A 17,676-nucleotide genomic window follows, 5' to 3' on the forward strand; every position below is an offset into this window, starting at 1 on the left:
TCAAAGCGGTAGAGGATTTTAATCCTCTCCGCACTATAGATGCAGAATGGGGTTGTTGTATGGCTGCGGGTTTCAACCTGCAGCCACAGCTAGCAGGCGGCGAAGCCGCCGCAAAGGAGCGAAGCGACTTGGCCTAGGGGCCTGCAAGGGGGCCGCGCAGCGGCAGACCTAGCCAGCTTGCTGGCGCAGGGCCGAGCAGACCTGCGAGCCCTGAAAGGGCCCGGCCGCCGCAGGCGGCAGGCCCCAAAAAAGGAACTAATCTCGCCAAAGAAAGGGAAAGAGGAGTAAGACAATACTGCCCAAAATGAGATCAATGGCCAAAAGGATGAAAATGTCTTTATAATACATCGTGTCGGTCATTAGGCCCAGGGCAATTTTGCTAAGGCGCAGTAGGGTCATTAGGATCGGGATGACGATTGGAAAGCTGAGAATGGCCATCAGGGTGGCGGCCTGCTGGGCCTTGGCGGCAATAGCGGCCACAAAACTAAAGGCAATAGAAAAGCCGAGACTGCCTAAAAACATCAGGAGAAAAAAGAGGCCTTGAAAGCGGATGGGATTGTCCATAATGAGCGAAAAACTGCCATAGGACAAAAGGCAAACTACAAAAAGCAGGAGCGTATTGTAGAAAATTTTGGAGAGAATGAGGGCCGTGGGCTGTAACAAAGAATAATAATAAAGCTGTCGTTCTTGGTTTTCTTGCACGAAGCTTTTGGCCACCGCATTGACCGAGGCAAAAAGCACGATAATCCAATAGAGGGCTGCCCAAACCACCCCAGAGGTTTTTTCGCCCACAATGCTATAGACCACAAAAGTAGTGGATAAAACATAGAGCAGAATGCCACCAATAGCTTGTCGCTTTCTCCATTCGATGCGGGCATCTTTCTTAATCAGGGCCCAAGTTTGTTGCAAGATATTCATGGGGGCGAAATTAGTAAAAAGGGAGCGCAAGCCGCCAAAAAATTAGCAAAATTCTTCTTCATTTAGGCCTTTGACAAAAGCATAGCGGCAGTGGTCCTCCCATTTTCCATTGATGCAAATAAACTGTTTGGCGGTTCCTTCTAGCGCAAAGCCCAGTTTTTCGATTAGGCGTCTGGAGCCCTTGTTTTGGGGCATAATATGGGCCTCTATGCGTTGCAAATCAAAGCGCTGCAAAATATGGGGATTGCTTAGTTTTAGGGCCTCTGTGGCCACGCCCAAATTATTAAACTGCTGGTCTACCTTATAGCCCAAAAAGCAAGAGCGCATGGCCCCATAAATAAAGTGGCTATAAGAAATATCGCCAATGATGCGATTTTTTTGGCTGTCGCTCCGATGAAAGATATAATAGCGAATAAAGCGCCGCTGTTGATACAGCCATTTTTCTTCATTCAGGCGCTTCTGAATCTCTTCTATTTGACAAAAAGCTTGGGGCCAGCGCGGCATATAGCGCTGAAAAAAGTAACGATTTCGAACCAAGTACTCCTGTACCTGCTCGGCATATTCACTGCTCAGTTGGGTGAGGCCCAAACGCTGGCTTTCAAGCTCAAAAAGCATAAAATGACTTATTTAAATTTCATAGTATATTCGGCTACCGCCTTGATGGCCGCCTCAGAAAGTACACCCTCATAGGCTTGCATGGCGCCTTTCCCTTTTTTGATCTGCATAATGCGCTCCTCTAGTGTTAGGGTTGATTCGGGAAGAATTTTGGCGCCATTCAAGGCCATGCGACCATTGGCCCCATGACAAACTACACAGTTTTTCTTGTATACCATCGCTCCATTAACGGCTTTGGGTTTGGCGGGCGTTTTTGTGCTGCTGCTACTACTGCTACTGCTGCTACTGCCGTTGTTGCTGTTGTTGTTGGGGCCCCCACAGGCCATAAACATGCTGGCGAGGAACAAACTGCTGATAATTAGTCTTTTGCTCATAATTTACATTTTTGATAGCTGGAAAATATGTTTTTTAGCTCTAAAGCTGAACCCTTAATAAGACTTTTTACCTTATATTGTATGTGCAAGATAGCACAAAAGCAAGCCCCGATTTCTTTTTTAGAACCAATACAAACTAGAAGTATGGAATTTATCCCCTTAATCGCCTTAGGCCTTATTTTATATGTTCTCTTCTCTTCATTTAAAATGGTCCGAGAACGCTCTGCCCATATTGTAGAGCGTTTGGGAAGCTATAATCGAATTTTGCACCCCGGGCTCAACTTTGTGATCCCTTTCTTAGATAAGGTCAGTAAACAAATTAACCTCAAGATCCAGCAAATGGAGGTGCAAATTGAGACCAAAACCAAGGATAATGTATTTGTCAAGCTACAGGCTTCGGTGCACGTCCAAGTGATGGATACCAAAGTAAAGGAGGCCTATTATGAACTAGATAATCCCTATAACCAAATTTCTTCCTATATCTTTGATGTGGTCCGTGCCGAGGTGCCCAAAATGGACCTAGATGATGTTTTTGCTCGCAAAGATGATATCGCTACGGCAGTCCGTATGGAACTAGCCGAACATATGGAAAAATATGGCTACCGCATCGTCAAAACCCTAATCACAGATATTGACCCCGACCAATTGGTCAAAGATTCCATGAACCGCATCAATGCCGCCCGCCGAAATAAAGAAGCCATTGCAGAAGATGCCGAAGGCCGCAAAATCTCTAAGATTAAAGATGCCGAAGCCGAAAAAGAATCTAAACGCCTGCAAGGGGAAGGGGTAGCCGAACAACGTCTGGCCATCATTAAAGGTTTTGCCGATTCAGTAGAAGACTTTAGCAATACCCTTAGCGATGTCTCTCCCTCCGAAATTATGCAGTTTGTACTGCTCACCCAACATTATGATACCGTTAAGGAAATTGGAGAGAAAAATGCCTCTATTTTGGTGCCTTATAGCCCAGGTACGCTCTCTGGCCTCCAACAACAAATTATGGAAGGTACCCAATTGAGCGATAACCTCAATAAGCTGAAAATCTCTTCTCTAGAAGAAGAGGCCATCAAAAAAGCAGAGAAAAAACACTAGCCTAATACTAGGAAATACAAAAGCGGATCAAGGAGCTAACTCCCTGATCCGCTTTTCTTGTTTAGCCCTTCCAGAATGGAGGCCGCTGCAGCTTGGCCGCAAAACGCTTGCCTCTAATCTCTACCAAAACTTCAGTATCTTTTTTGGCCCAATGGGCTTGAATATAAGCCAAGGCAATAGATTTTCCTAAACTAGGAGAGGGGCCACCAGAAGTAATCCGCCCAATCTCTTCTCCCTCTACAGAATAAACCAAATAGCCTTGCCTGGCCGGACGTTTCCCCTCCATAACCAATCCATAAAGCTTTTCTGTAGGCTTGTTTTCCTTAACCGCCGCAATCTTTTCCTTGCCCACAAAATCGCCTTTTTGCAATTTGGTGATCCAACCCAAACCCGCCGCAATAGGAGAGGTGCTGTCGTCAATGTCATTGCCGTAAAGACAATAGCCCATCTCCAAACGGAGGCTGTCGCGAGCACCCAAACCCACGGGCTGAATATCATAAGCAGCTCCAGCCTCAAAAATAGCGGCCCAAAGGGCTTCCGCATCTTCATTGCGAATGTAAATCTCAAATCCACCAGCTCCCGTATAACCCGTTGCCGAAACCAATACGTTTTCTAAGCCAGCAAATTTTCCTTTCTGAAAACTATAGTATTTCATCTCACCCAAGGCAATTTCAGTCAATGACTGCAAGGCCTCCACCGCTTTGGGACCCTGCACGGCCAATAAAGTCGTTCTATCCGAAATATCAATGAGCTCACAGTCAAAGCGATTTTGAGATTGCAACCAATCCCAATCCTTTTTCATATTCGAGGCATTGACCACCAACATAAAGGCTTGCTCGCCAGCAGCGCATTGGTCCTCCCCCAAACGATAAACCAAAAAGTCGTCAATAATTCCCCCTTCTTCATTGGGCAGACAACTATATTGCACATCGCCCAGCTCCAAACGACTGGCATCATTAGAGCTCACCCATTGGACCAAATCTAGCGCCTCTTTTCCGCGCAGAATAAATTCGCCCATATGCGAAACGTCAAAAACACCAACAGAGGAACGTACGGCCAAATGCTCGGCTTTTATTCCCGCATAAGAAACGGGCATGTCATAACCTGCAAAAGGAACCATCTTGGCCCCAAGTTCTTCATGGATGTGGTGTAAGGCTGTTTTTTTCATGATCTATAGTTTTGTTGCGCAGCCCTAAAGCTGCCTGCTGTATAGGTTGTTTGTTTTTGCAGCACGAAACTACAAGTTTTTATGTTTTTGCCGAGCTTCTCTTCCCCTTTAATTTTTTCTTTTCTGCTGTTTTGGGGCCCGCGGCCAGCTAGCCGAAGGCTAGCTTGGCCGCCGCTATGCTGCGGGGCTCACAAGTCTGTTCGGCCCTTCAGGCTACACTTCGTTTCGCCTTCGGTCTGGCCTGACGGCCACCCCTCCGCAGCGCTGGGCCAAAGGCGTCCTTTTCGAAATTCTATCAATTATATATAATAACTATCATTTTTTGATGAGTTGTTTTTACTTTTCGTACTGATATTCAGTACTTTATGTTTTTGCATGCTTTTCGAAAGCCTTCAACTCATGCAATTATATTTAGACTCATACGGGGCCTTTTTAGGCGTAGAAAATGGCATGTTTTGGTTCAAACCCAAGCACTCAGAAGGCCGTGCAATCGCTTGTCAGCGAATCAATTGTATCTTTCTAACCAAAGGGGTGCGCATTAGTAGTGATGCCATTCTTCTGGCCCTCTCTCATAATATTCCTATGGTCTTTACCGATCAGATGGGCCGCTCGCAGGGCTATCTCTGGTCGGGCCAATATGGATCTATCTCTACAGTCAGAAAAAAGCAAGCCCGCTTTGCCGACCATCCGCTGGGTATGGATTGGGTGCGAGACCAATTGCGGCAAAGAGCCCAAAATCAACTCACTATCCTAGAGCTTTTGCAAGAGCAACCCTACGCCCGCAAAGACAAACAAGGCCAAAGCAATTTTGTCAAGGACCAAAAATCCCTAAGCAAACTGATCCAAAGATGGGAGAAACTCCCCATTTCTCCCCGAGCCAATTTGAAAGAATTAGCAGCCTCTTTTAGAGGCTGGGAGGGCGGCGCTAGCCGAACTTATTTTCAGGCCTTTGCCAGAGTCTTGCCCGAAAAATGGGGCTTTGCTGGCCGTATGCGCCGCCCCGCCTACGATCCCTTTAATGCCCTGCTCAATTATTTGTATGGAATGCTCTATCCCTTGGTCGAACTCAGCCTCATCAAAGCAGGCCTAGATCCCTATATGGGCGTCTTGCATACCGACCGTTATAATCGGCCTACCCTGGTCTTTGATTGTATCGAAATTTATCGGCACTGGGCCGAATGGACCGCCCTGCAATTGGTCTTCGAAAAAGGCTTAGATCCCCAACAGCATTTTGAAGAACGCTCTATCCGAGAGGGCATTCGCCTAGCCCCCTCTGGCAAGAAAAAGGTGATTGCCGCCATGTTGGGCCATCTTGAAGAACGCTCTGTTTATCAGGACCAAAAAAGAAAAAGAAAAACCCAGATAGACTTAGGCCTCCAAAGCTTAGCTAGCTATCTGAAAACCCTCGATTTTTAACCAAACTACATACAAATGTCAACATTTAAACTAGACTGGTGGAAGCTGCTGAGCTATTTTTTGGGCCTAAGTACCTTGGGCGGAACGCCTCTGCTCCTCTGGGAGGTCGGCGAATGGATGGAGGAACCCCAGACTTCTACTGCTCCATTGGCCCTAAATAAAGGCCCCGAAAAAGAGGCCTACCCCCGAATCGATTCTATAGAGGCCGATGCCTGGGAAGAAGAGCTGCGCTCTTCCGACTTGGAAAAAGAACGACCAGCCGCCCCAGCTGCCGATCAACCCAAAACAGCTCCAGCTACACCCAAATATGTGCAGTCCAATCGCCCCGAACCCGATAGAACAAAACGCCTAGGCTGTATTTGTATGGATGAAGAACAACAGGACCTCAAAGGAAGGGGCGCCTGTAGCGGACATGGCGGGGTGCGCTATTGGGTCTATGCTCAAGCCAATTCCGATGTCCTTTTGCGCTATCCTACTGAAAGGCACGAACTGCACCCTGAGGCCCTCTCCACCGATGAGCTAAGCCAGTTGGCCGCCCATCAGGAAGATTTGAGGCAGCCTAAGGCTTCTCCCGAAAAAATTAGTCCTAAAGATGCACAGGATTATTGGCAAAAAAAGAGAAAGCAAAAGGAAGAACAGGCTGCCGCAGCAGCTCCAAGATTAGAAAGGGTGCAGATAGAACCGCAACAACAACAACAACAACGCATGGACCAAGAACGCTGGAATTTTTATCAATTGGTCATTGTCTTTATGGTTTGCGTGACTATTGCTTTTGTTACCTACACCATGTTTAGAGCCCGATGAAGAAAAGTCACTACATTATGTCCTACGATATTTCTTCTAATCGGCTGCGGCTGGCCGTTTGCAAATTATTGCAGCGCCAAGGGGCCGAACGCCTACAAAAGTCGGTCTTTTTTGCCCCCAATATGCTGCTAGAGGAAATCCGCCAACTCAGGGCCGACCTCCAACAACTGATGTTGCATCACCCCGAGGCCCTGCCTCAAGATAGCCTCATTTGTTTTCCTATCCGCAAGCAAAGCATAGAGGAAATGGTCTGGGCCGGAGAATCGGAAGACCTCCGCCGTTTATTAGATGAACTGCTATTTATTTTATTGTAATTTATGGTTTTGGGGCCCGCGGCCGGCTAGCCTTCGGCTAGCTCGGCCGCCGCTATGCTGCGGGGCTCACAAGTCTGTTCGGCCCTTCAGGCTACACTTCGTTTCGCCTTCGGTCTGGCCTGACGGCCACCCCTCCGCAGCGCTGGGCCGCTCCACCTTCATTTCTTCTTGGGGCGCTCTTCTTTGGCCGCTAGTTGCTCCCTTAAAATGGCATTCGTCGCTTCGCTCCTCATCCGTGATGACGACCCCGCCCACCCGCCCCTCCTCGGGATTCCCTAAGGAATCCCTTCGGGGGACGTTTGGGGGGGCGTTTTATGGACCAAAAGCTAAAGGTCAAAACTTCAGTAGAATACAGAACCATTTCTTTTCACTAGAGCCAAGGCGGTACCGCCTTGGCTCTTTTTTACTTAGTTGATAGGAGTAAATTAGCTTAGAAAATGCCTAATTGAATCTGGGGCAGAGCAGGGGCATCCCCTTTAAAGGAAACTAAAAACTATTGTGGGTCCAATAAAAAAGCTGTACCTTAAAATGATCAATCATTTTTTCAGTTACTTAAATAAATTTATGCAGAGTATTAGATTATTCATGACTGTTTTTGCCCTTTTATGCTTTGGGCAAACTGCCGTAAAAGCGCAAATTGTAAAGGGGACCTATAAGCTGCGTATTGCCGCTATGAGTCAGGCGATAGACAGCAGTGTATTTGCGCCCTTAGCCAAATATGGGGTGCTTAGTTTTGAGCCAACGGATAAGGGCCTAACTCGGGTATACCTAGGCAAGTACATGGGCAAGGCCACAGCGGCCAAAGTACTGGCTTTGGTCAAAAAATCTGGTTTTAAGCAGGCCTATATTGTGCAAGAAGACGTCTTATTTGAGTCGGTAAATGGAGATGCGCTCACACATAGCCTACAGTTTTCGGCAGATCGCTTTTTGGATATCTCTAAGTTGCAGGCCAAGGCAGCTTGGCGTGAAGACATGGCCAAGCAGTTGCACATCAGTTATGCCAATGGGCATTATCGTTTATCCTTTGGCCTATTGAACCCTAGTTTTCAGGCCGTAGAGGTAGAGAAATTTCGGAACGCCTTATTGAGTTTGGGCTATAAAGAGAGTTTTCTGCGTCGGTTTTCTAATAAAAAGACCGCCAACAAATAATTAGATGACTAGTCTTTTAGATTATTGGGAAGAAGAGGAAGAGCGCAGCAACTTGATGACTGTCTTGTTGTTGGACCTGCTCTTTTTCTTTTTGATGGAAGCTAGTCGCCAGCTACATAGTTCTTGGGGGGTAGCTCATCCGGAGCTAGTATATTTATATTTGCTGGCCTTTTTGCTTTGGACCAGTTGGCGGGGCTTATCGGTTTTTATTAAGCGGCCTAGTTTTGACCGTTATTGGATTTGGACGGGGCCGCAACTGCTGGGGCATTTTATTTTGTTGCTAGCGGCCTTATTTTGGTATTGGGCTTGGCCGGCATTGGACCGGGCCATTTTGTGGGCCACGGCTAGTTTGTTGTTTTCGGCTTTATTTCTGCCTCTGAGCAATTTGGTTCGGCAACCGAGGCCGGCCCTCTTGATGTCTCCTTTATGGCTCTATTTTTTGGCCCATTGCTTTGGGCTAATTGGTTTGAGTTATACGCTTTTGGGTTGGGCAAAAGGAGGGGTATTTGTTGATTTGGGGTTTATCTTATCGGCTGCGGCGGGGGTATTGTTTTTTGGATTATATTATTTTAATAAAAAAGATTTTGGGTATCTGCTCTATTATTTGGGGCCTTTATGGGCATTGACGTATTATTGTTATTTGAGTGAAGAAAAAGCGATTGTCAATTATTTGGATTTGATTCCCTTGAGGGAGCTGATTCACTAAACATAAACCTATAATTTTGGGCAGGGAAGGGGGCCACTGGCCTAGCGATGTGCAGCAGTGGCCCGCAGGGCCAGACCAAGGCAGCGAAGCTGCCGAAGGGCCGAGCAGACCTGCGAGCTGCGAAACGTAGCGCCGCAAGGCGAAGCCGCAGCGGAGGCCCCAAAAAAAATAAAAAATAAAAAAGAGATGAAGCAATTAACGGTATTGATGGGGCTGCTATTTTTAGTGGGTAGTCTTTGGGCGCAGGGGGTAAACACCGACCCTTTTGAGTCGGCAGATCGGGATAAATTATATAAGGAAATTGAGGATGTATTGACTCAATTTAAGCGGGACGACTGTGAGCAGACGCTCAAGCGTTTTAAGAAAGCGATTAAAGAGCGGCGGGTAACGGAGCAGCATTATGAGGGATTTTTGAAGCTAACCAACCAGATGGTGGGCTTAAAAATGAAGCGATACAACTACATTCGGCCCTTATTAGAGACCATTGTATCTTTTGCGGAAGATGATGGTTTGACCCAAAAATACTTTGATCGTTGGATTGAGATTTCCTTGAAAGTATTGGAGGGCAAAGAGATTCGGGACAACTATCTATTTGAGAACTACCTCAAGTGGTCTTTAGGGTTTTGGATTGAAAACAACCTCTACAAAGTGAGTCGAGGTAGCCATACTTGGAAGGCTGAAAGCCGGAACTTTGTGATTAAATTTGAGGATAACGAGCTGGGGATACAGTATAAAAATACCACCTTATATTGTTTTAACAAGAATGATTCTTTGACCATAGAGGAGGCTTCTGGAGTTTATTATCCTTTGCGAAAAGATGCGGTATGGGAAGGCGAGTCAGGAGTTGTTCATTGGCGGCAGGAGGGGGCAGAAGATGCCCGTTGTGAGATTTCGGATTATGATATTTTGGCCAAGCAAACCTCTTATAAAGTAGATAGTTCTACCTTAATTTATCCTTCGGTATTTAAGGAGCCGATGGTGGGGATTTTCGAGGATCGGATTTCGAGACGCTCAGAAGTATATACCTATAAAGATGAGGAAACGGGCAAGAAAAAGGAGGGGACTCGGCAGCCGGCCAATCTATCTTACCCTCGTTTTTACTCTAGTTCTAAGCGGGTAGCCATTGATGACATTGGAGAGGGAGTTGATTATCGGGGAGGATTTAAGCTAGAGGGAAACTACGTGCGGGGGTATGGAGATAAGAACAACCGTTCGGTTATTGAGATTACGAATAGCAAAGGCGACTTAGTGGTACGGGCTTTTGCCGAGACTTTTGATATTGCCAAGGGGCAGAAAGTAGAGTCTTATTCTGCGGAGGTGAGTATTTATTTTGAGACAGAGAACGGGATAGACTCTATTTACCACCCAAATATTTCTATGCGTTATGACATCCAGAAGAAGTACCTCAGTTTGGATCGAGGAAGAGACAAGACCTCTAAGGTACCTTTTTACAACTCCTTGCAAGATGGAGAGATGCGGACCAACTCTATTCGTTGGCAGCTAGATAGTGATGAAATGGAATTGGGCGACAACAAAGAGAACATGGAAGTTACCTCTGATGAGTACTTTGATGATGATGTGATGCACAAATACCAATTGATTGGGACCATCAACCCGATTATTAAATTTGCCTTGATTTCGGAGGCCCTGGGCAGTAGTTTGGAGCAACGCGCCAACGGCGAATGTCCAGATGATGAATTGGCCAATTGGGATATGGAATTGACCCTACAGGTAGATGACAGCAAGCGATTGCCCCCAGAGTTTTTGTTGGGGATGTTGGATAAGCGGATGGAAAAACTGCACATTATGGATTGCAAAACTATCCAGAAAGCAAAGAAGAACCCTAAATTTAAGGTCATTAGAAGCTATAACGACTGGAAGCAGTTTGAGAAGGGGTATCCCTCTGTATTTTCTCAGGGAATGATAGATGCTTATTACTATTGGGACTTTATCAATGATGTTCGTTCGCCTTCACACAATCGAGACAATGGCTCTACCTTGATTCAGGAAATGATTGCCGATGGTTTTATTACCTATGACCCAGAGGATGATTTGATCGTTTTGCGTAAAAAGCTATTTCATTATAAGGAATCGGCCCGCAGAAGTGACTTTAATGTACACAACTACGACCAAATTAAGATTAAATCGGTCCCTTCAAAGGCCAAGAAACGCTCTTCTAATGCTACCTTTAACCTCAAAGATCAGAGCATGGAAACCATGGGGGTTATTTCTTTTACCCTTTCTGATAGTCAGCAGGTTTATGTATCTCCTTTAGAGCAAAAGGTAGAAATGTTGGCCAATAAAGATATGCTCTTTAATGGCGTCATGGAAGCGGGCTTGCTCAAGTTTACGGGGCAAAACTTCCGTTTCTTCTATGAAAGTTATGAGGTGGCTATGGATAGTATTGACTTCATTGACTTTTATGTATATGAGCGAGAAAAATACTCCTCGGGCTCTTATGCTGGCTTTAATAGTAATGCTAGAGCAACTACCGATGAGGGAGAACCCTCTAAGAAAACCCTACTCATCAATAATCAGTTGAGAAACACCAAGGGCGTATTATCTATTGATGCCCCTAGTAATAAGTCGGGTAAGCAAGAGAGCCCGCCCGATATGCCCTCTGTCTTTGTCAGCGATACGGCCTATGTCTATTTTGAGCGGCAAAGCCGCCTGAATGAAATTTATGGCGAGCAGGTTTATCCTCAAGAAGATTTCTATTATCAGGTTTATCCAAACTTTGAGATACACACCCTAAAGGATTATGACTCGGATAACTTGCGCTTGCGAGGTTGTTTGACTCCTGCCGATATCTTTCCGAAGATTTATGAACCGCTAAAGATTATGTATCTAGACCTTTCCTTGGGCTTTGAGTCAGAAACCCCCGGAGAGGAAGGTTACCCCATTTACCTAAGAGAAGATCCAGGAAAAGGAAAAGGCCAGTTTAAAGGCGCCTTCGGAATTAGTAACCAAGGCTTTTTGGCCAATGGTACCCTTGACTACTTGGGGGCCACCATCTCCTCTGAGTATATCGAGCTCTTGCCCGAGCGCTTTGTGGCCGATAGCGTAAAAGACTTTGCCCTAGAAGAAGAAGTGATTGATGGCGTAGAATTTCCCAAAGTAGATGGACAATCCGTATTTATTGATTGGGCCCCTTATAGCGACTCTATGTATATTGAGTCGGATATGGAAGAAGGCGTGCCTTTTCAGTTCTTTGAAAATGGAGAATATGTCCTAGATGGCTCGCTAAACTTAACCCCCAACGGCTTGTTGGGTAGAGGAATCTTTGAATGGGATGAAGCTACCCTAAAGTCCAACCCCGGCGGAGACTTTAAGTTTGGACGAAATAGCGTGACTTCGCCCTCCACAGCCGTTTCGATCAAGCAGCAAGGAGAGGTGGCCTTTGCCTTTGATAACAATAATGTAGAGGCAGTGGTCGATTTTGATAAACGAACAGGCGACTTTATTGCGCGAGAAAAAGACCTCAGTACCGACCTACCCTATAACTCCTACAAAACCTCCTTGGACCGTTTCCACTGGGATATGGATAAACGCAATATTCATATTGATGCCACCGAAGGTAAAGCAGGCTTTTTCTTGGCCACCGAGGAAAGCCAAGATTCTCTCTACTTTATGGGGAAATCAGCAGATTATGACCTCAATACCGGCCTGCTGCAGGTAGATGGCGTAGAGTATATCCGAGTAGCCGATGCCTTTGTTTATCCTATCAATGAACATATCGAAATTGAAGGACATGCCCATATGCGTACCCTAGATAGCTCTAGAATTGTAGCCGATACCTTTAACCAAAATCACCAAATTCTAGATGCTACCATTAACATTATTAGTAAGCGAGAGTATACCGCCGATGGCTTCTTAGAATTTAATGTAGACAATTTTAAGGACCAAAAAATTAAGTTTGATAACATCCGTGTAAAACAAAATGAGGCCCAGTTTATTACCTTTGGTAGCGGTGTCTTAGAGGAACAAGATAGCTTTTACCTCGACCGCCGTACCCGATTTAAAGGAGATGTGGAGATGAGCGCAGAATCTAAAAACCTCACCTTTAGAGGCTTTGCCAAACTGACCTCTTCGGTCATTCCCCGCCCGCAGTGGTTTGGTATTGATGCCCGAATTGATAAGAAGAATGTAGCCATTGACTATGATCTACCCATCAACCCAGAAGGAGAGGCCCTTTATGTTGGCCTTTACTTAGGTATGGACTCGCTCTATCTCTACCCCTCTATTTTAGCCCCCAAAAGAACCGTCAAAGACCGAGGAATCTTTGAAGCCCGAGGCCTAATTAAGTTCCATCAGTTCAAACAAATGTATATGTTTGGCGATTCACTCAAGGTAATGAACCCCGATACGCTCGGTAACCTCATGACGGTTTCAGAGAAAAACGCAAAAGTAGAAGCAGTCGGTAGCTTTAACCTAGATGGTGGCTTTAAAAATCCCGAAATGCCCCCCATTAGCATTCAGTCTTATGGCGACTTTAGCTTTTTCCTCAATAAAGAGTCGGAGTTCCGCTTCGATATGGCTTCCTTGATGGATTTCTACCTCCCCGATCAATTGGCCAACCTCATCATTGAAGATTTACAGTCTAATGAGGAAACTATCGAGGAAATCCTGTATACTAGTGTACGTAACCGTTCTTTTAAATCTAGACTCAAGGAGTTTGTCCCAGAAAACCAAGCCTTTGATAAGCTATGGAAAAAAGTGGCCAATGATAACCGCCTCGTCTTGCCCAAAGATTTAAAACATACGCTTTTCTTCTCTCAGATGATTATGAAGTGGAGCCCCAAAACACAGTCTTTTGTCTCTAATGGCCGATTGCAGCTGGCTTCTATGATGGGTACCCATATTGGCCAAATCGTCAAAGGAGCAATAGAAGTGCAAATGGACCCCGCTAGAGGCGATGTGCTCAATATTTACTTTGTTTCTCCCAACGGAGAATGGTACTATTTCCAATATACCAATGGCGTACTCACTACGGCTTCTTCTAAACCCGAGTATAACAATGCCGTGGCTGGCCTGAAACGAAAGTTTGCTAAGGTGAAAATCAATGGCAAAACTTATTCCGTTGAGGCCGGAAACTCTGGAATGTATTCTCAGTTCCGCCTACGTGCCAATTCGGCATTCTAATGTATAGGGGGGCTTTGGCCCCCTTTTTTTTGGCCCAAACACAGCCTAAAATGCTCCAACTTATATTTGCCTATTTTATTAGCCTTTTGGCCATTTCTGTCTTTAGCAATTTATTAGCACTACTGATTAAGGTTGTCTTTAGCTTTATGCTTTTGCTCTTGGCACTTCCTTTTGTTAAAACCGGAGACCGTAAGTTGTTTAGCGAAAATACTTTGCTGATCCAAGGCATAGAGTTTTTGGCGGCCTTGATTCAGGGCTCTATTATGCTGCCGATTACGGTCCAGATTTTTAATTATTGGGAGGTCGATTTAACGCAAAGCTTCCCCTTTGTCTTAGCCATTTATTTGGCTTGGTATAGCTGGCAGCAGTACGCACAAGCCCGCAAAAAAATTAGGGCCTTAATGGCCGCCAAACAGCCAACCAAAAATGGCCAAAGCTATGAAGAATTGCTCCAAGGAAAACTCAATAGTAGCCTCACAAGCCTTTTTGGCCAGCTAACGGGCCTTTTCCTGTATTATATTAACTATTATTAGGGGCTGCCCCGGCTTTCAGCCGGGTCGGGCTATGCGGCAGCTCGCTGCTCGCTCGGCCCTGCGTCGCTATGCTCCTTGGTCTGGCCCTGCGGGCCACTGCCTACTATCCCTCAGCCAGATTTTATCGCACTGCTTTGGCCGTAGTTTGCTATGAATTTTTGGCTAGGCCAGCTATTTTTTAAGGGCATAGCCTTCGCTATGGTCGAGAAAAATAGGGCCGACTAGCGGGAAATTGCTGCAAACTATAAAAGTGAGTGCGTTTAAATCTGGCTATTGCCTGCGGCCCTTCGGGCCTGTAGTACGAATAAGAGCGTATTCCTCCCTGAGCGCCTCATCCCCGCCCAGAAGATGCCCTGAGGAATCTCGCAGGCTGGCGGGCCGCATCTTTCTTCTGCGCAAAGCGAAACCTGCCCCCAAGGCAAGTTTCGCTTTTTTCTTGGCCCAGCGCTGCGCAGCGGTGGCCGAAGGCCAGACCAAGCAAAACGAGCGCTAGCGAAGTTTTGTGCAGGGCCGAGCAGCCCTGCGAGCCGCGAAGCATAGCGGCGGCCAGCAAAGCTGGCCGCGGGCCCCAAAACAAACAATTATGACAATCAGCAGATCAATAACTAGCAAAAAAAAAGCTACTGAGCAGTACTCAATAGCTTTTTTAGAAAAATCTTAATTCTTTAAGACATCCGGATATTTTTTAGCCTCTGCCGTTGGGCTCAACCAAGGCGGAATCGTATGCCCCTTGTCGCCCTTATAAGAGACCTCGCCGCCTTCATTTATGGAAAACTCCCAGCGATGAACCTTTTGACATTGGTTGACACAGTTGCCAAACTTTACACTATAAACCAAGTCCCAGCCCTCTTTAGTTCGCTCAATGCTAATGTCATTGCCATCTCCATAAGGTAGCGTCTCTTCAATAGAACCAATCCCTTCTTCCGTATAGAACTTCATGGCCAAAGCCGCCATATTGATAAACTCGCGAGACTGCAAAACAAGACCTGCGCGCTCCTCATCCAGATAAACCATATTGGTCATGACTAGATTGTACTTACGGATAATATTATTGATACTAGGGCTAGCCGTAGTATCTGCACGGCGCTTGAGCGGCTCCAACCACTCAGCATCATGCTCGGCAAGCAAAATGATATTCTCCACATTGGGCTGTGGGAAGCTGCGCACATAGTACTTCGCCGTAATATCTTCAATAGCCCCATAATCACTTAGGCGAACCGCCACCAGTGCATTATAAATAGCTTGGACCAATTCTTCAGGAACAATAATCGTTTGCTTAGACATCCGCTGCTCACGGTCAATCAAACGAAGGGCTAGGCGAGTCGCATCGCGGCGATATACCATTTTGAGGTAATCAGGTAGGCGGTTGTCGTTTACGAAAAACTCAGGGAGATTTTCCATGATTTCCAAACGGCCACTATTTTTGCCTTTTTTGCGTCTTCTTTGGGCATCTGCGCTATCGACAATCATGACGAGCAACAGAGCAATCAGCGCAAAAAGCTTTAACTCTTTAGGGAGGCGAAGATTTCTCATAGAATAGATTGGTGTTTTACTTTGCAATTGAATTTTTTTGGCGACCCGCAAACTGCATAAGCTTTGTCCGAAATAGTCGCTAGCACTCAATTAATGAGTTAAGGCCAAAAGCATTGTTTAACAGTAAAGATAAAAAAAAATCTACAGATCAACAATTTTAGTTAAGGACCTAAGCGACTTATTGGGCTTTTATCCGAGCCTTTAACGCTTTCGCCTGATCAATATAGTAACCTTCTTTTGCAGTACGTAGCAAATGCTCCAATTCTTTTTCGGCTGCGGTCCACTCTTCTGTTTTTACCAAAGTCAGTGCCAAGTACCAACTTGCAATCTGCTGTTTTTCTAAAGAAATAGATTGTTCTCGACTAAGTTCCCGAAAAATGGCTTTTGCCTCATTTTCTTTTTGGGTTTCTAGTAGAGCAACGCCTAGCATAATTTGGCAGTCTACCTTTAGACATTGGGCCAAAAGAGGTATCGCCTGAGCATATTTCTTTCCTTTATATAGCTTTTGGGCCTCCCAGATGAGCTGGCTGTCTAGGTCCGCTTTTCCCCCTCTATTATCAATGTTTAGAGGCTTGTAGGCCTCATAAAAGTGAGCATAGTTGGCAGGGCTGCTATTTTGTTGCTGAAAGAGGTAGGCTCCCACCGCTATAAAAAGCGAAACGCTGGCAGCTAACAGCAAATGCTTTAGCTGGAAAAATTTGGGCGCCGCCTGCTCTTGGTCCCAACGCTGCATATCGCGGCTTAGCTTGTCAATCTGAAAGCCTTGGTAAAGACGAAGGTAGGCCTTGGCCTCTTTTTTATAGACTGGGTCTTTCTTCATCTGCTGTTCAACGGCTTTGCGCTCGCTAGAGGAAAGGCGGTTGTACTGATAGTCTTCTAGTTGTTGGATGTCGTTTTCTGAAAGCATCTTAGGTTAAGCTTTTAAATGAACTTGTTTGTAAATGAAAGCACCTTGATTTTGGCAATAAGGGCTTTTTATATTTTGACAATTGGGCTGGCCGACAACAAGTTCATCAAGCTATTTTAAAGGCAGTCTGGGTTGATTCCCAGCACATACTTTTTAACAACTTCAATCTCTGCTGCCGCCTCGGCCCCTAAGAATCCATGGATGTCTTGATCCTTAATGTACTTTTTGTACTGATTTGTGAACTCTTTAGCCAAAGGAATATAAGACCAATGCCATTTTTCTTCCTGATAACCATACGGACGACCCGCAGAATAGACCTGACAAAAGCCAAATTCAGCAGCATGAGCCAGCAACCAAGCATACTCTTTTTCCCCCTGCCCCTTGAGCCAATAGGCTGGGTTAATGTTGTTTATGTCAATATCCGTCCCCCAATGATGCCTCGAAGTACTCGGCATAGAGTTCCACTCCAAAATTTGTTCGGCCTTGGCTTTTTTTGGCGCATCCTGAGGAACAAATTTTCCATTTACTCTTTGCTCCCCCCGCCATTTTCGCTCCCAAATGGCTTTTTGTACATTAAATGGACGGGTAGCCGACATGATTTTTAACACAATCCCATCTTCCTTGGCCCGAGCTCGCATCTCCTTAAATTTGGCCATGGCCTCCTTCCGAATAAAGATTTTTCGATCTGGATAGACCAAATACTGACGCTCTATCCGCTCAAAACGTTGGTCGGTGGCCGGATTAAATTGGCCCATCAGGTATTCCTTGCTAATGATTTCCATAATTTTGGCGCGTTCTTCCGCATTAGCCTTGGGCGATATCCGCAACCCACTGCTGTCCAATTGCTCCAAAAGGCTAAGGCTGTCTTGTTCTTCTTTTTCTGCACTGCTGTCTATGACAGACTGAATTAATTCTTGAGGCTGCTTGTCCTCTTCCGGACCAACCGGAGGACTACAGGCTACCAATAACCCAAACCCCCACAGTCCGCTAACTATTCTCTTTTTCAAT

The 17,676-nt window shown here is 45.7% G+C and carries 15 protein-coding genes; 8 read left to right on the top strand and 7 right to left on the bottom strand.

Annotated elements, in window-relative coordinates:
- Nucleotides 1–255 precede the first annotated feature (255 nt).
- From SAPGRDRAFT_RS16530 to SAPGRDRAFT_RS16540, 3 genes are read right to left on the bottom strand one after another with little or no spacing between them, the layout of a single operon-like run.
- Nucleotides 256–918 (bottom strand): heme exporter protein CcmB, encoded by a 663-nt coding sequence (locus SAPGRDRAFT_RS16530; RefSeq protein ID WP_002660408.1) that lies wholly within the window; start codon nt 916–918, stop codon nt 256–258.
- 42 nt (nt 919–960) lie between these two features.
- Entirely contained in the window at nt 961–1,533 is a 573-nt protein-coding gene (locus SAPGRDRAFT_RS16535) for a GNAT family N-acetyltransferase (RefSeq protein WP_002660410.1), read from the bottom strand.
- Nucleotides 1,534–1,541: 8 nt separating this feature from the next.
- Nucleotides 1,542–1,907 (bottom strand): c-type cytochrome, encoded by a 366-nt coding sequence (locus SAPGRDRAFT_RS16540; protein WP_002660412.1) that lies wholly within the window; start codon nt 1,905–1,907, stop codon nt 1,542–1,544.
- 144 nt (nt 1,908–2,051) lie between these two features.
- On the opposite strand from SAPGRDRAFT_RS16540, the gene SAPGRDRAFT_RS16545 reads away from it, so the two are divergent.
- On the top strand, nt 2,052–2,996 hold the full coding sequence (locus SAPGRDRAFT_RS16545) for an SPFH domain-containing protein (protein ID WP_002660414.1): 945 nt from the start codon (nt 2,052–2,054) through the stop codon (nt 2,994–2,996).
- A gap of 61 nt (nt 2,997–3,057) precedes the next feature.
- On the opposite strand, the gene gcvT is transcribed toward SAPGRDRAFT_RS16545, so the two are convergent.
- Entirely contained in the window at nt 3,058–4,164 is a 1,107-nt protein-coding gene (gene gcvT, locus SAPGRDRAFT_RS16550; protein WP_002660416.1) for a glycine cleavage system aminomethyltransferase GcvT, read from the bottom strand.
- Nucleotides 4,165–4,563: 399 nt separating this feature from the next.
- On the opposite strand from gcvT, the gene cas1 reads away from it, so the two are divergent.
- The 7 genes from cas1 to SAPGRDRAFT_RS16585 all read left to right on the top strand — a co-directional run bounded on the left by cas1 (nt 4,564) and on the right by SAPGRDRAFT_RS16585 (nt 14,228).
- Nucleotides 4,564–5,580 carry a CRISPR-associated endonuclease Cas1 gene (cas1, locus tag SAPGRDRAFT_RS16555; protein WP_002660417.1) on the top strand — a complete coding sequence of 339 codons (1,017 nt, stop codon included), beginning with the start codon at nt 4,564–4,566 and terminating at the stop codon, nt 5,578–5,580.
- 15 nt (nt 5,581–5,595) lie between these two features.
- On the top strand, nt 5,596–6,384 hold the full coding sequence (locus tag SAPGRDRAFT_RS16560) for a hypothetical protein (protein WP_002660419.1): 789 nt from the start codon (nt 5,596–5,598) through the stop codon (nt 6,382–6,384).
- 17 nt (nt 6,385–6,401) lie between these two features.
- Nucleotides 6,402–6,698 (top strand): CRISPR-associated endonuclease Cas2, encoded by a 297-nt coding sequence (gene cas2 / locus SAPGRDRAFT_RS16565; RefSeq protein WP_002660421.1) that lies wholly within the window; start codon nt 6,402–6,404, stop codon nt 6,696–6,698.
- A 528-nt stretch (nt 6,699–7,226) separates the two neighbouring features.
- Complete coding sequence (locus SAPGRDRAFT_RS16570) at nt 7,227–7,847, top strand: hypothetical protein (protein WP_037350424.1); 621 nt, start codon at nt 7,227–7,229, stop codon at nt 7,845–7,847.
- Between the two features lie 4 nt (nt 7,848–7,851).
- A complete protein-coding gene (locus tag SAPGRDRAFT_RS16575) occupies nt 7,852–8,553 on the top strand; it encodes a hypothetical protein (RefSeq protein ID WP_002660426.1) in 702 nt (233 codons plus the stop codon).
- Nucleotides 8,554–8,739: 186 nt separating this feature from the next.
- Entirely contained in the window at nt 8,740–13,695 is a 4,956-nt protein-coding gene (locus SAPGRDRAFT_RS16580) for a hypothetical protein (protein WP_002660428.1), read from the top strand.
- A 50-nt stretch (nt 13,696–13,745) separates the two neighbouring features.
- On the top strand, nt 13,746–14,228 hold the full coding sequence (locus SAPGRDRAFT_RS16585) for a hypothetical protein (RefSeq protein ID WP_253271353.1): 483 nt from the start codon (nt 13,746–13,748) through the stop codon (nt 14,226–14,228).
- A 657-nt stretch (nt 14,229–14,885) separates the two neighbouring features.
- Here the strand turns inward: SAPGRDRAFT_RS16585 and SAPGRDRAFT_RS16595 are convergent.
- The 3 genes from SAPGRDRAFT_RS16595 to SAPGRDRAFT_RS16605 form a co-directional block, all read right to left on the bottom strand.
- Nucleotides 14,886–15,761 (bottom strand): hypothetical protein, encoded by an 876-nt coding sequence (locus SAPGRDRAFT_RS16595; protein ID WP_002660432.1) that lies wholly within the window; start codon nt 15,759–15,761, stop codon nt 14,886–14,888.
- A 178-nt stretch (nt 15,762–15,939) separates the two neighbouring features.
- Entirely contained in the window at nt 15,940–16,668 is a 729-nt protein-coding gene (locus SAPGRDRAFT_RS16600) for a hypothetical protein (RefSeq protein WP_002660433.1), read from the bottom strand.
- Between the two features lie 116 nt (nt 16,669–16,784).
- Nucleotides 16,785–17,675 (bottom strand): M15 family metallopeptidase, encoded by an 891-nt coding sequence (locus SAPGRDRAFT_RS16605; RefSeq protein WP_002660435.1) that lies wholly within the window; start codon nt 17,673–17,675, stop codon nt 16,785–16,787.
- Nucleotide 17,676: the final 1 nt, after the last annotated feature.

Source organism: Saprospira grandis DSM 2844 (genome assembly GCF_000275825.1).
Classification (GTDB): Bacteria; Bacteroidota; Bacteroidia; order Chitinophagales; family Saprospiraceae; genus Saprospira; species Saprospira grandis_A.

Bases quoted from the DNA above. Each gene is read 5' to 3' on its own strand.
- SAPGRDRAFT_RS16595 (WP_002660432.1), bottom strand. From the start codon at position 15,761: ATGAGAAATCTTCGCCTCCCTAAAGAGTTAAAGCTTTTTGCGCTGATT.
- SAPGRDRAFT_RS16600 (WP_002660433.1), bottom strand. From the start codon at position 16,668: ATGCTTTCAGAAAACGACATCCAACAACTAGAAGACTATCAGTACAAC.
- SAPGRDRAFT_RS16535 (WP_002660410.1), bottom strand. From the start codon at position 1,533: ATGCTTTTTGAGCTTGAAAGCCAGCGTTTGGGCCTCACCCAACTGAGC.
- SAPGRDRAFT_RS16580 (WP_002660428.1), top strand. From the start codon at position 8,740: ATGAAGCAATTAACGGTATTGATGGGGCTGCTATTTTTAGTGGGTAGT.
- SAPGRDRAFT_RS16570 (WP_037350424.1), top strand. From the start codon at position 7,227: ATGATCAATCATTTTTTCAGTTACTTAAATAAATTTATGCAGAGTATT.
- cas2 (WP_002660421.1), top strand. From the start codon at position 6,402: ATGTCCTACGATATTTCTTCTAATCGGCTGCGGCTGGCCGTTTGCAAA.
- SAPGRDRAFT_RS16530 (WP_002660408.1), bottom strand. From the start codon at position 918: ATGAATATCTTGCAACAAACTTGGGCCCTGATTAAGAAAGATGCCCGC.
- SAPGRDRAFT_RS16540 (WP_002660412.1), bottom strand. From the start codon at position 1,907: ATGAGCAAAAGACTAATTATCAGCAGTTTGTTCCTCGCCAGCATGTTT.
- cas1 (WP_002660417.1), top strand. From the start codon at position 4,564: ATGCAATTATATTTAGACTCATACGGGGCCTTTTTAGGCGTAGAAAAT.
- gcvT (WP_002660416.1), bottom strand. From the start codon at position 4,164: ATGAAAAAAACAGCCTTACACCACATCCATGAAGAACTTGGGGCCAAG.
- SAPGRDRAFT_RS16560 (WP_002660419.1), top strand. From the start codon at position 5,596: ATGTCAACATTTAAACTAGACTGGTGGAAGCTGCTGAGCTATTTTTTG.
- SAPGRDRAFT_RS16575 (WP_002660426.1), top strand. From the start codon at position 7,852: ATGACTAGTCTTTTAGATTATTGGGAAGAAGAGGAAGAGCGCAGCAAC.
- SAPGRDRAFT_RS16585 (WP_253271353.1), top strand. From the start codon at position 13,746: ATGCTCCAACTTATATTTGCCTATTTTATTAGCCTTTTGGCCATTTCT.
- SAPGRDRAFT_RS16545 (WP_002660414.1), top strand. From the start codon at position 2,052: ATGGAATTTATCCCCTTAATCGCCTTAGGCCTTATTTTATATGTTCTC.